Annotated in this window: 3 protein-coding genes; all 3 read right to left on the bottom strand. The window is 56.7% G+C overall.

What is annotated here, in order from left to right:
* Positions 1 to 6: 6 nt before the first annotated feature.
* Entirely contained in the window at positions 7 to 2,193 is a 2,187-nt protein-coding gene (locus SK34_RS05830) for a type I secretion system permease/ATPase (protein WP_048232581.1), read from the bottom strand.
* Positions 2,190 to 3,599, bottom strand: coding sequence for a TolC family outer membrane protein (locus SK34_RS05825; RefSeq protein WP_003845860.1), 1,410 nt, complete (start codon positions 3,597 to 3,599; stop codon positions 2,190 to 2,192). The genes SK34_RS05830 and SK34_RS05825 overlap by 4 nt, the downstream gene beginning before the upstream one ends.
* 100 nt (positions 3,600 to 3,699) lie before the next feature.
* Positions 3,700 to 14,925 carry a BapA/Bap/LapF family large adhesin gene (locus SK34_RS05820; protein WP_048232579.1) on the bottom strand — a complete coding sequence of 3,742 codons (11,226 nt, stop codon included), beginning with the start codon at positions 14,923 to 14,925 and terminating at the stop codon, positions 3,700 to 3,702.
* Positions 14,926 to 15,155: the final 230 nt, after the last annotated feature.

Below are 15,155 nucleotides of genomic sequence, written 5' to 3'. Positions count from 1 at the left end.
GCGGCATCATGCGGATTGGTTTTCATTTTTCCACTCCCGACCGTGGGTAGGGGCAGGTGCCCGGCTCGCATTCAACGCCTGCGCTTTCGGGGCATCCATGACCAGTTGACCTTCTTTCAACACCACCACGCGTTCGACCAGTTCCAGAACCGGTACGCGATGGGTGGCGACAATCAATGTGCGGTTACCCAACCACTGGTTGAGGCGCTGAATAAATTCCCGCTCGGTATGTTCATCCAGCGAGGCGCTGGGTTCATCGAGCAGCACGATATTGGGCGATCGCAGCAGCATTCTAGCCAGCAGGATCGACTGCCGTTGTCCACCGGACAAACCGTTGCCGCCTTCCATAATGGGATGCGCCAGCCCTTTGGCGAGCTGTTTAACGAAAGCAGCCGCGCCGCTGACCTCCAGCGCTTCGAAGATCTGCGCGTCGCTGGCGTGCGGCGCACCGAGGGTCAGGTTCTCGCGTAGGGTGCCGAAAAACAGTCGCGCATTCTGGCTGAGAAAACCGATGTTGCGGCGTAAATCGGCCATATCGATTTGCGCCAGACTCAGGTTATCGAGCCGTACATCGCCCTGGATAATCTCAACGCCGCCGGCCATGGCCTGTAGCAGCGTTGATTTTCCGGCACCGTTACGTCCGAGGATCGCCACCCGTTCGCCGGGCATGACCTCCAGGCGCGAGATCCGTAGTGGAACGCGCTGATCGTCACTGTGGTAGCGAAAGTGTGCGTTCTCAAACAGATAATGGCCGTGAAAAATCTCCTGATGCACCCGGTCTTCGTCATACTGCGTTTCGGTGGGAAGCTGCATGATGTTGTCTAATCCCATCTTCGCCGCCTTGACCTGTTGCCAGCGGGCCAGCACGCCGCACAGATTAGCCATCGGGGCAATCATTCTGGAACCGAGCATTGAAGCCGCCACCACGGCGCCGGTGGTCATCGTGCCTTCAATGACCATTGGCGCGCCAAACATAATGATGGCGGCGTAGACCAGGCTTTGTACCGACATGCCCCAGCCAATCAGCCCTTGAGTCAGCTTACGCGTGCGTAGCCCTGACTCTCCGGTAATACGGATATAGCTGTTCCACTGCTGTAAAAAGCGGTTTTCCGCCTGCATCAGCTTGATGTCTTCCAGCCCCTGGACGCTTTCGACCAGCACCGCGTTGCGCAGGGTGGATTCATGGGCAGCCTGGTTGGCGAGCACCGCCAGCTTCTTCTGTAACAGCAAGCCAGGCAGGATCATCAACAGGGCCGCGACGGGGGCTATCCACGCCAATGGTGGGGCAATACAGGCCAGCACCACGATAAACAGAAAGAAAAACGGCAGATCGACAATGGTCGACATGGTTGAGGAGGTGATCATCTCGCGAACTTGTTCCAGCTCGCGCAGTTGAGAAATAAAGCTCCCCGTCGAGCGGGGGACGGCGCTGTTGCGCAGCCGCAATGCGTGGCTAAACACGCGATCGGAAATGCGCATATCGGCGCGTTTGCCGAGCAGATCCATTATGTGGGTACGCGCTTCGCGCAGCAAAAAGCCAAACAGCACCGCCACCAGAACACCGGTAGAGAGAACATACAGCGTTGGATAAGACTGGGCGGGGATCACCCGGTCATAGACCTGCATGGAAAAGATAATCCCGGCGAGCGACAGGACGTTAATCAGAAAGGCGGCAATCATGACCGGCAGGTAAGGGCGGATGTCCTTTAACACCAGTTCGCGCATCCAGTCGGGCTTGAAGCGCGAAATATAGCGGTCTACCCGACTGTCCTTCAGCGCCGACAGCGGGCGCAGCGCGGTAATGCTCACGATCTCCGGCAGAAGTTCTGCAATCGTTAACCTGTTACGCTGGCCCTCTTCGGCGATGATGAAAACATCTAACGTATCTTCGCCGTTGAAATGTTCTATTACCATCAGTTGGCCGTCGCGCAATTCCGCCACCACCGGCAGGCGCCATTGACCGAACGCCTGCGCGGCGGTATTCAGTGCATGAAATGAGAGTCCCGCCTGACGCGCCAGTTGCGACAGGGCTGTGGCCCGGCTTTTTCCCGCAAACCATGGGGCGTTGGCCTGGATTGCGCCGGGAGAACAGGCCACGCGATAGTGATTGGCAATATGCGTCATCGCCTGCGCCCACTGGCTCAGGGCGTGTTCGCCAATTACATCATCCGCATGTGAATCGAGGTCGCTCATAGCTTGATCTCCACCGATTGAATGCTGCGATTATTTAAGGCGAACGCCTGACGAAGCGAGCCGGTGTTATAGAGACAGTTCAACTGGAGCTGGCGCAGCTGGTTTTGAGTCTGGAGTTCAGCAAAACGGGCCTGATACACCTCTTGCTCGGCGTTAAGCACGTCGAGCAGCGGGCGCGAGCCAAGGTCCAGATATTGCTGTTGATAAAGCTCGCGCGTTTGTTCGCTCAGCCGCTGTTGGCGACGCAGAATCTGCAGGGCGGTGGCGAGGCTCATCGCCTGGCTGCGGGACTCCAGTAATTTCTGCCGTACTTCGAGTCGGGTGCGCTGGATGGAGTATTGTGCAGATTCTACCGCATGGCTGGCGGCGTTGCGTCTGGCGGTGAGTCCGCCCCCCTGATACAGCGGCATTTCAACTTTTACCCATGCAGAATACTGGGTTTTGTCGAGTACCTCATGGCTGGGGTATTTGTCGTTGAGATAGTGCTGAACCGACGGTTCCAGAGAGATGGTGGGCGTCATCTGCGCGTTGGCGTAGTCGAGATTTGCCTGCGCCACATTCGCCTGCGCCCAGGCCGCCAGGACCGCGGGAACCAGTTTATCGTCCGGTTTGACCACATCACAACTGCTGTCCAGTTTGACCGGGAATTCATTACTGATGCCGTTAAGCGAGTTCCAGCCGAGGAAGCTCATCAGCGTTGCCTTGCTGCTGTCGAGATTGGCCTGATACTGCGCCAACTGAGAACGTGCAGACTCGATACGCGCATCGGTTTGCACCACGTCTGACAGCGAGGTTGCCCCTTCATCATTGCGTTGACGGGTCAGTCGACCAATGCCGTTTAAGGCGGTGAGCTGCTCTTCGGCGGCGTCCACCATTTGCTGCCACGTCTGCACCTGGACTATCGCGTTGGCGGTGGCGTGGGCGATGGTATCAATACTGAGTAACACATTCGCCTGCTGTTGTGCGGCTCCGGCGGTCTCGGCGCGGACCTGGCTTGCCACTTTGCCGAAGTCGTACAGCATTTGCGATACCGAAATCACCAGCGCCGGGCTGAAGCCGTGGTCGGTGTAGGTATTGCTGTAACCGTTGTTCATTCCGGCAGAAACCTGCGGGTAATATTTTGACTTCGCCACGTCGATTTGCTCGTTTTGCGAGAGCAGTTTGCCGATGGATTCACGAATAGAAGGATGCCAGCTCACGGCACGACTCACCGCGTCGTTGAGCGTCAGGCTACCGGGAGCGGCGGCACTTAGCGGCAGATCGGCAACCGCGCCGTCCAGCGAGGGAAGCATCTGGCTAGTGGCCAGTCCTTCCGGCGTAATAATTTGCGGTTCATCTTCGGCATTCACCCGCAGGGTACAGAGCGTTAATGCCAGCAGTAAGGCAACAGGCGCGACATTTCTCATAGATTATCCCTTACAAAATACGGCAGCGACGACTGTTATTGCCCCGGATGTCATCGCATCCGGGGCTGTAGTTATGGCGCTTTAACGCTATATGTTCACTTCAGGGCACAATGTGATTTTGTTGCACCAGCTCGTCGAGCGTGGTGTGTACGTTCTCCAGCGTGATGAGATTGGTTGAGTGATAAGTGTTGCCCGTACCGTCACGGTCGATGGCAATAACCGTGTTGTTACCGCTGGTGGTAACGGTGAGGTAGTTACCGAGCGTCGCGTTCTGCCCGTTCCAGCCCACCAGCAGGTCACCGATATCGATTTTGTCACCCTGGGCCAGCGAGAAGTTGGTCCAGGTGTCCGCTGTTCCGTTACCGCCGGTAGCGTCGTTGGCATTGAGCAGGTGATAAATCAGCGTATCGCCGTAGGCGCTGCCAGTCAGGCGATCGGCATCGACGGTACTCACCACTTGCGGATTCATATTGATGGTCAGCGTAGCGGTATCGGTATGGCCATTCAGGTCGTTAAGGGTGTAGGTAAATGTCTCTTTGGTGACGATGGTGGAGAGCGAGACATCGCTGTTGAGGGCATAGGTGTAATGACCATCAATGCCAATGGTCAGTTTGCCGTACAACCCGTTAATGATGGCGCTGGTCGTGCTGCTCAGCGGATCCAGCGTGGCGGCGCTGCCGCCCGTGCCATTCACCGTTAGCAAGGTATGCACGCTGGCAATATGGTCTCCGTCATAAATATTGCCGGTGACGCTATTCGCTGTGGAAGTCTCGAAGTTTTGCAGGTCGATTATCGTGCCTTTCACGCTGGGGGTGATGGTGATATTCCCCAACCCCAGAGCCCCGACGCTGCCGGTATAGTCGAGGCGATAGTTGCCGGGGTGCAGTACTACCCCGCTGAGGGCAATATCAATATTGCCGCCAATCAGCAATCCGCCATTGAATGAGTTACCGGCAATCTTGACGTTGTTGCTGTCATACAGCGCCCAGGTGACGGTCAGTCCGCCCAGCGTCAGACCTGAAGCGACGTTAAAATGCAGTATGGCGTTTTGCACCGCCGTTCCCGTCGCGACTTCAATGACGCCAGTACCATTTTGTGAGGTGGGTGAAAGGAGTTGGGCGCTCCAGCTGGCGTTCCCAACGCTGTTGTCGATAAACGACCTGGATGTATCGGCCTGGGTGGTGACCGCCATCTGGCTGCTGATGTCGTTTACGGCATCCAGCGCCTGTGGGGTTGCCGTAATGTTCAGCGACGCGCTACCGATATCGCCGTTTGGTGCTTTGACCTTATACACGAAGCTGTCAGGCGTATTGATACCGTCTGCGCCCAGTCCGCTTCTCAGCGTGTAGGTGTAGTTCCCTTTCGCATCAATAGTCAGCGTGCCGTACTGTCCGTTAATGGTGGTAGTGCCCGTTGTGTTAACGGTGACACCGTTAACTTCGGTGATAACGGTATTAGCCGGAGCCGAGTCGTTGGCCAGCAGATTCCCATTGGTTGCTGCACTCAGACTGTCGACGGCGTAGGTGTGATCGGCCTGAATATTCAGGGTATAGCTGGTCAACAGCGTCAGGCCGCCGGAAGCGTTAAGCAGGAACAGATAGTCACCGCCCGGCAGCGTAATGGTATACGCCGATGAACTGCCGCCCAGCAGGGCGGTTACCCAGTTCGGCTGTACCCGGTACTGCTCATACTGCTGAATAGACTCGTTGAAGCGGTAGACATAGAGATCAAAGCCGCCCAGCGTTACGCCAAGTACGTTGGCCTGAACAGTGATCGTTCGCGTCGCGCCGTCATCAACGTTGAATTTAATCGGGTTGGTCAAACCGTTGACCAGGCTAACATCCAACAATTGTCCCAAACCAACGCTGGCGAGCGTGAAGCCGGTTTGTTGTGATGGATGGTTGTCGACTGCGATGACCTGCGTCCCGTAAGTCAGCGCAGCCACATCGTCTGCCGCCGTTACCGTGCTGGTGGTTGGGGCCTGACCCAGCGTGACCACCAGTTTTGCCGAGGAGTGATCGCTGCCATGCGTTAGCGTGTAGGTAAAGCTTTCGGAACGTCCATACACTGAGATTGACGTATTGGTCAGAGTATAGGTGTAGCTACCATTCTGATTGATATGCAGGGTGCCGTATTTACCCTGCACATCAATGCCGCCCACCGGGATGTTCACCACGTTGCCGTTACCGTCAGTGATGGTGGTGACCAGCGTGCCGGAAGGGGCGTTATCCTGCCCATTGGCGGGATCGGTATCGGTGATGATATTGCCAGACTCGGTAGTACCACCGGTGATGGTCCCTGCGCTGGCTTTTACCACCGAGACATCCAGGCTGGTGTATGCCCCTGTCGCCAGTAGGTTGGTGTTGTAGCTGACCACGCGGTAATCCCCGCCAGTCAGTCCGCTGTAATTGAGCGTTACGCCCGAGGCACCCAGGGTGAGCAGGCTGGCAAAGTCTGGTTTCCCGGTATCCACCACCGTTACCCAGGCATTCAGCGCGGTGTCAAAGCGCTGGATGACGACTTCAAGCGTGTTTAACAGCGACAGCACCACGCCGGTCGCTGCGGCATTGATTGTAATGGATCCGCTGCCGCCAGAAGCGATGCTGAAATTGACGCTTGCTGTATCGTTCCCCAGCACGTTGGCGACATTTCCCAGCGCATTGACCAACAGGAAACCATAATCGCTTTGATGCTCGGTGCTGACGGTGACATCGGTTTGTAGAGGCAGACTGGTGACATTGTCTTCAGCCAGCAGCGGCAATACCGGCGCGATAGCGCTTGTTGGCAATGAGGTATTTCCCGCCGCATCGGTCGCCGTGGCGGACAGCGACTGACCCTCAATCTGGCGAACCGGCAGGTTGACGCTGTAGACACCGCTGCTGTTGGCGATTGCCGTCACGCTGGTGCCGCCGGGCAGAGTGATGGTAACCGTGCTTCCCGCTTCGGCGACGCCGCTGATGGTACCGCCATCGGCGCTGATCAGTATCGTTGGTGCGGTCGGCGGCGTGGTATCCACAATCACGCTGAACGAACCGGACACCCCGCTTACGCCGTTGGCGTTTGTTGCCGTGGCGGTAAACGCGTGGTTACCTTCGCTGAGCGCGCCGGATGGGGTAAAGTTCCAGAGGCCGTTACTATCTGCGGTCGTACTACCCATGAGTACGCCGTTGTTGTACAGATTGATGATGGCGTTAGCCTGCGCCGTTCCGCTAAGGGCTGGACGGGTATCATTGGTGGTTTTACCTGCCGCGACCAGACCTGTAATTGTGCCCACGTCGTCAAATACGCTGGCAATAACCGGCGCAGGCGGTACACCAGTAAACGGTGCCAGCACGTTACCCGCTGTGCCGATGTTGCCTGCGGCATCCTGTGCGCTGACCAGCAGCGTTTGCCCACTGATTTGCGGTGGGCTCAGCGTGAAGGTGAAATTACCGGAGGCGTTGGCTGTTGCGGTACCAAGTACGGTTCCGCTGCTGGAGGTGATGATTATCGTACTGTTCGCTTCGGCAACGCCGGTCAGCGTGGTGCCGTTGGCGTTGACCGCCAGACCGGTTGGAGTACCCGGTGCGACGGTATCGACCACAATTGCGGAGGCAGATGATAGCCCGCTGGTATTACCTGCGGTGTCTGTTGCTGTGATGGTGAAGGAATGCGTCCCCTGACCCAACGCCGTAGGTGGCGTGTAATTCCAGCTGCCGCTGCCGTCCGCCGTTACGCTGGTTACAAAGGTGCCGTTATCATAAATATCGACCCGAGCGTTGGCTTCCGTGGTGCCGTTTAACGTTGGGCGTGCGTCGTTGGTTGGCTGATTATTGCCAATCACCCCGGTGTTTGGTCCGACATCATCAACAATACTGCTAATTGAAGGCTGCGTTGGTGCCGTGGTGTCGACCACTACGCTAAAGCCTGCCGTTGCGCCGCTGGTGTTGCCCGCCGCATCGGTGGCGGTGACGGTAAAGGTGTGCGATCCATTTGCCAGCGGCGTGGTTGGGGTAAACGACCAACTGTTATTGCTTTGCACCAGCGTGGTACCCAACAGGGTGCTGCCGTCATAAATGCTGACGGTGCTGCCTGCTTCGGCGGTACCGTTGAGCGTTGGTCGGGCATCGTTAGTCAGTTGCCCGTTGCTAAGTCCCGCGTTGAACACACCGCCTGCGACGTCATCCACCACCGAGGTCAGGAGCGGCGCTGACGGCGCGATCGTGTCAACGTTGATAATAAATTCGCTTGAGGTGGGGCTGACGTTCCCGGCGGCATCCGTGGCAATGGCGGTAAAGACATGCGGGCCGTTGCCCAGTGTGGCAGGCAGATATTCCCAGGTGCCATCTATTGCCGCTGTCACCGTCGCCAGCAGCGTGCCATTATCGTAGATGGCTACCCGGGCACCGGCTTCCGCCGAGCCGTTCAGTACGGGGCGAGTATCATTGGTGTAAGCGCCGTTCGACAGCGTTCCGGTTCCCGGCACCACGTCATCAAAAGCCTGGATAATCGTTGGCGCAAGCGGGGCAACAGTATCAACAACGATGTTAAATCCAGCGGACGTTGAGCTAACGTTTCCGGCTGCGTCGGTTGCTGTCACCGTCAGCGCGTGGTTACCGTTGCCAAGCGCTGTTCCCGGCGTGAAGCTCCAGGCGCCTGTACCATCCGCTGTGATTGAACCGATAAACGATCCGTTATCGTAAATTCTCACCGTGGAATTGGCTTCAGCCGTACCGCTGAGGGTAGGGCGTGCATCGTTTGTCGCCTGGCCGTTGTTCAGATTTCCGGTCAGCGGGCCGACATCATCTGCAACCTGAGTAATCACTGGTGCTGCCGGTGCTTGTGTGTCGACGGTGTAGGTAAAGCCGCCTGAAGGCAGACTGGTATTGCCTGCGCTATCTGTCGCCGTGACGGTCAGAGTATGCAGGCCGTTACCCAATGCCGTTGAGGGCGTAAAATTCCAGGTTCCGCCTGCGCCGACGATGGTGGTGCCAATGGGCTGACCATCGCTCAGGACGGTAATGGTCGCGCCAACTTCACCGGTACCGCTGAGCGCCGGGCGACTTTCGTTACTGATTTGCCCGTTGGAGATTGGCCCGGTTGTCGGCGCGGTATTGTCCTGAACGGTCAGAATTACTGGTGCAGACGGGGCAACTGAATCGACCAAAACGGTGAACGAGGCAGAAGCTCCGCTGGTGTTGCCCGCCGCATCCGTTGCGGTCACCGTAAAGATATTTTCCCCCTGCGCCAGCGCGTTTGTTGGGGTGAAGCTCCAGCTACCGGAGCCATCGGCATTTGCGGTGCCAATGATCGTTCCGTTACTACGAATGGTGACAATAGCATTAGCTTCGGTCGTGCCACTTAGTGTTGGTTGGGCATCATTGGTCAGTTGGCCGTTGGTCAACAGCGTGCTTCCCGGCTGATCGTCGATGACCGAGGTAATACTTGGCGCGGCGGGCGCCAGCGTATCGACAACTACGACGAACGGTGGCGCTGCCGGGCTGATGTTGCCCGCACCATCCGTGACGGTGGCTGTCAGCGAATGGCTTCCTTCACTGAGCGCAGGCGCTGGCGTAAAGCTCCAGTTACCGCTGGCGTCGCTGGTGGTTGTGCCAATCACTGTGCTGCCATCCCGGATGGTGACAATTGAATCTGCCTCGGTAACGCCCGTGAGCGTTGGGGTATTATCGTTAGTTGACTGTCCGGACGTCAGGTTTTGAATGGTGCCAACGTTGTCTGTGACTGTGACAATGGTGGGGGCATTCGGAATTAAAGTATCAACAATGATCAGAAAATCAGCGGAGGCATCGCCTTGGTTGCCAGCAGCATCGGTTGCGCGAGCGGTAAAGAGGTGATTGCCTTCTCCCAGCGCGTCTGTCGGGGTAAAGCTCCAGAATCCGTTGCTGTTTACCGTGGTTGTGGCATAAGCGATACCGTTATCGTAGAGGGTGATGGTTGCTCCCGCTTCGCCGGTTCCGTTTAAGGTCGGGCGTGAGTCATTGGTAATTTGTCCTTTATCCAGCGGCCCACTGCCGGGTGAAACGTCATCGATAATGCTGGTGATGAGCGGTGCCAGCGGCGCGGTGGTGTCGATGGTAATGGCATAATTGGGTGACTGCCCGCTGGGTATTAAGTTGACGGTTTGTGAGACTGCGAAGTTATAGGTTGTGCCGTTAGTTAGCGGGGTGAGCAACTGATAACTCCAGGCGCCGGAAACCGCATCGGCGGTGACCGTGGCGATAGACGCGCCATTTTGATAGATAGTCACTGTAGCCCCAGCCGTGGCGGTTCCTTGCAACCGCGGTAAAGTGTCGTTGGTGGTTTTTCCGCTGCCGATTTCGCCCATGCCGGGGGCTACGTCATCCACGATCTCAAGAGTTGGCGGGTGTGGAATGCTGGAGGTGGCAGCGGTAAACGGGGTGGGATTGCTCTGGTTACCCGCGGGATCCTGGGCGATGGCATTCAGTGCCTGACCAGCCGTTTGCGCTGGTGAAATGGTGACAGAGAAGATACCTGAACCGTCTGCCACCCCCTGGCCGAGAATGGTGCTACCGCTGCGAATAATCACGGTACTACCAGCATCGGCTGTACCGCTAACCAGCGTACCGTTCGGATCAACGCTGGTAACGATAGGCATTGCAGGAGGTAGCGTATCAACAATCAACGTGACAGGATTTCCTGCCGGCAGCACATTACCGGCAGCATCTTGTGCGCCGAAAGTCAGCGTATGAATCATGTTGGGCGTGAGGGGAACATCTATGCTCCAGGAGCCATTCGCGCCCACGGTGGTTATCGCGATGGGAATGCCACCGTCATAAATTAACACCGTACTGCCCGGCGTACCCGTCCCGCTAATGGTTGGGGTGGTATCGTCCGTGACGCTACCGCTGGTGAGCGAACCGGTAATCACGCCGACGTTATCTTCGATATTCGTCACGAGTGGCGCTGTGAGCGGGGTGGTGTTCACCGTAAACGAAATGCTGTTTGAGCTACTGCTGATGTTACCTGCCGCATCGGTTGCGGTAGCGGTCAGCGTGTAGTTGCCGTTTGCCAGCGCAGTCCCGGGCGTAATACTCCAGGTGCCGCCAGCCACCGTTGCCGTACCGATCACTACACCGCTGTTATACAGGGTGATGATGTCCCCGTCAGTGCCAGTACCGCGAATGGTTGGCGTGGCGTCATCGGTCACGGCATTGGGCAAGAGATCGCCTACCGATCCACCGACGTTATCATTGGCGGCGATAATCACCGGAGGTGCAGACGGCGTCGTGTCGATGTTCAGTGTTATGGCATTCGACGGCTGGCTGACGTTGCCAGCCGGATCGGTTGCGGTAAGGGTTATCTGGTAAGTACCAGGGGAAACCGGTGCTGATGGAGTAAAGCTCCAGGTTCCGTCTGCACCTACTGTTGCTGTTCCCTGCAAAGGGGGAGTGCCGTTCAGATAAACGGTAATCAAATCCCCAACGTTCCCTGTACCGCTAAAGGTTGGCGTGGTGTCATTGGTGTTGCCATTCGTGACCACGCCCGTTACCGGAGCCACATCGTCAGTAATGATAGGGGCGCCAGGCTGCGCGGGAGGCGTATTGTCTACCGTCAGAGTGAAGCTAGCCGATGGGATCCCCGTATTACCTGCAGCGTCAGTCGCCGTGGCGGTGAATTTGTGTGGCCCCTCGATGAGCACGGGATCTGGGGTAAATGTCCAGGTTCCATTTGGTTGAACGGTGGCGGTGCCAATACTGACGTTATTGTCAAAAATGGTAATGGTTGCGCCCGGCTCGCCCGTACCGGAGAGGGCCGGAGCGGTACTTTTCGTACTACCGCCGTTCGCCAGAGCAACGGTGGCGCTGCCCACGAGTCCTTCACCGGCGATAATCACCGGAGCCGCTGGTGGGGTGGTATCAATGGTCAGAGTGAAATTTCCGGCATTGCTGGCGTTACCCGCTGCATCTGTTGCGATAGCCGACAGCGCATGTGGACCTTCACTCAGCGGTTGAGTGACCTGGAAACTCCAGGTGCCCCCGGACACGACCGTTGCGGTTCCAATAAGTGTGGCGCCATCATAGATAGTGATGGTGGAGTCGACGGTCCCGGTCCCCTTCAGCAGCGGCAGGGTATCGTTTGAACGGCTACCGGTGGGCAGATCGGTTGGTGCATTCCCGACGTCGTCGGTTGCGGTCAAAATCACGGGGGTCCCAGGTGCTTGGGTATCCACGGTAACACTGACTACGATGGGCGAGGTAATGACGTTACCGGCTGCATCTGTTGCTGATACCGTAAACTGGTGGATGCGATCGTTGAGCGCCAGATTGGTTGGAACGGTATAGCTCCAGGTCCCCGAGCTGTCGATAAGCATCACCGTCATCAGCAGACTGCCATCGTACAGGCTCACGAGCGAGCCCGGCTCACCGGTACCTGAGAGGGTTGGCGTGTTGTCGTTGGTAATCCAGGCATTGCTCGTTACGTTACCGGCGCTGCTGCCAACATCAGCGTTAACCAGCGTTATGACTGGCACTGTCGGCGCGATGCTATCGACAATGATTTTCCAACTGGCGGCGGCGCTGGTGTTATTAGCGGCATCGGTTGCCGTCACTGTAAATACATGTGCCCCCTGGCCCAATGCTGAGGTGGGCGTATAGTTCCAGTTACCGTTGATATCAGCGGTAATGGTCGTAAGCAGAGTTCCGTTATCGTAAATTTTGACCTGAGAGCCGGCCTCAGCTTTGCCCTCAATTTTCGGTTTATCGTCGTTGGTTAACCCATTGTTATTGATGGGGCCTGTGATATCGGCGACGTCATCAGTGACGGCAATGATAACGGGTTGGTTTGGCGCGGTGAGATCCGGGGCAACAGCCGAAGTTGGCAGGCTTTCGTTACCAGTGCTGTCCGTTGCGGTGACGTTTACTGTTTCATTGTTGATTTTCGACGGGGTGATCTGGACGGTGAAATTGCCGCCGCTGTCAGCCTGACCCACGCCAATAGGAGCCCCGTTGCTGTCTTTGACGGTGACGGTACTTCCGGCTTCGGCGTGACCGCTAACCGCTCCACCATTTCCTGCAACTGTGACGCCTGTCGGCGCATCAGGTGCGGTGGTGTCCGGTGCGTTGACAGAGGCGTCGTCGCCCTTGTTGCCTGCGGTGTCGGTCGCATTTGCCGTAAGTGTCTCGCCGTTGGTTTGTGGCGGAACCAGCGTTGCGGTGAAATCCCCATTTGTATCGGCAGTTGCTGTTCCAATGGTATTGCCATCCGGATCCAGAATATTGACCGTACTGTTGGGTTCGGCCTTGCCGGTGACCTGGTCGCCAGTGCCATTAACTAGCAGGTTTGTTGGGGGCTGTGGCGCGGTAATGTCTGGTGCAAGCGCAGTTTCTGGTGGGCTTAGGTTCCCGGCTGGATCGGTGGCGATAGCGGTAATGGTTTCGCCATTGGTCTGTGGTGGGTTAATGGTGATGGTAAATGAGCCATCCGGCCCGGCGACGCCGCTGCCGATCTGAGTTCCGCCACTGCCGGTGATAACTACGGTATTGCCTGGCTCGGTCGTTCCGGTGACGACAGTCCCATCCGCAGATACGTTGAGATCATCAGGTGGCAACGGTGGCTGGGTGTCGATGTTGATATTGAACGCTGGTGACATGCCTCCTGTACCTGACTGGTTTGTCGCGGTGGCGGTGAAGACGTGTAGCTCATCTGATAACGGGGAGCTGGAAGTCCATGTCCAGTTACCGTTACCGTCAGCCAGTACGCTGTCGATAATTGTGCCGTTGTCGTAAATAGTCACCGTGCTGTTGGCATCGGCAGTGCCAGAGAGCGTGGGGGTATTATCGTTGGTGGCCTGATTGTTGCTCAATGGCCCGGTTGATGGGGAGAAGTCATCCATCACGCTGACGATAACCGGTACGCCAGGATAGCCCGAGTTCGTCGCATTGAATGGGGTATCTGGCCCGATGTTACCAGCCTGGTCCTGAATCTTCGCGATTAGCGCTTCACCGTGCGTCTGTGAAGGTGAAATCGCGATGACGAAATTGCCGGTTTGGCCGACCGTGGTTGAACCCAAAATCTGATTATTACTACCGATGATAATGACCTGGCTTCCTACCTCTGCACTACCGGTTACCTCGGTGCCTTCCGGATTAACGGAGGAAATGACCGCGCCTTCAGGCGGGGTAGTATCGATGGTGAATGTAGGTACGCTCGTTTCCGCGCTCACGTTACCCGCATCGTCAGTTTGCGTCAGCGTCAGATTGTGAACACCGTCGCTAAGCGGTGTGTCCGGTGTAAATGTCCAGTTGCCATTGTCATCCACCTGGACCATACCAATCAGAATGCCGTTATCAGAAATGCTGATGTAAGAACCGGCTTCGCCAGTGCCTGTGAGCGTTGGCGTGGCATCGTCGGTTACGCCGTTATTACCGATCAAGCCTTTAATGGAACCGGAATCGTCAGTTACTTCTGTGACTACAGGGGCGTCGGGGGCAAGCGTATCGACAATAATCTCCCAACTGTCCGACATGCCGCTGCTGCCCGTACCGTCTGATGCACTGACGGTAAACTGGTGGGTACCGTCTGCGAGCGGAGAGGATGGCGTAAACGACCAGTTGCCGTTGGCATCGATAGCGACCTGGCCGATTTCTACACCGTTATCAAAAATATGCAATGTAGCATTTGCGGGGCCGGTACCCTGGAGAGTGGGCGTATTATCGTTGGTGGATTCCTGCTGATTAACAGGACCAGTAATCAGCTCCTGGTCATCGATTACGCTGGTAATAACCGGCACATCTGGTGCGTTAGGTGTTGTCGTTGGCGGATCGCCGCCATCGCCAACACCATTACCGTTTCCACCACCATCGCCGTTGCCATTACCGTTGCCATTACCGCTTCCGGCGTTGTTATCGCTCCCACCGCCACCGCCACCGCCACCGCCGCCGCCACCTCCACCGCCGCCACCTGCGGCAAGGCCAATTCCGCCAGCAACCGCGATCCCGCCAAGAACCCACGGCCAGACGGCGCCGCCTTCATGGCTTCCCTCGGCAGTCATTAGCGGAGTGAGATCGTCTAAATGCTGGAAGTGGAACGCTCCATCAGTATCCTGAACCCACCACAGCGCGCCATTGCTGTCTTCCAGAACAAGCTGGTTTTGCGCATCACCTTTTCCGACGTAGAAGTTTTTAATGGTGATGGTTTCACCCGAGCGGAGTGTGACAACCAGATCCTGATTAACGCGTGTCAGTTGACTTACCTCCTCACGCGACACTGACAGTTTCACGATAGAAGGCGAACTGAGCGTAACTTCAGAGGATTCAACATTTGTGGAAACGCCAGTTAATTTTGATACAACGGCGAGTAGACGCATATGTTCACTCCTGATGGCATGTCGGGAGTATTAATCCGCAACAGCGAGCTGGGAAAATGAGCAGACAGGGGCCCCGTTCATCATAAAGATGAATTTACACATGTAATTACATTGATTAGGTCATGCAGATGCTCGTTTACTTAGTAAATACGTTCGGGACCTGCCGACAGAATAGTTCTTTCGTATTAGATGATATAGTCAGAAAGAAAGTATTCTGCAACTTATCCATA

Origin of the sequence: Citrobacter sp. MGH104, from assembly GCF_001034485.1 — a bacterium.
Lineage (GTDB): Bacteria > Pseudomonadota > Gammaproteobacteria > Enterobacterales > Enterobacteriaceae > Citrobacter > Citrobacter freundii.
Note: the sequence above shows the minus strand (reverse complement) of the source record. Positions and strands in the feature narration are given on the sequence as shown.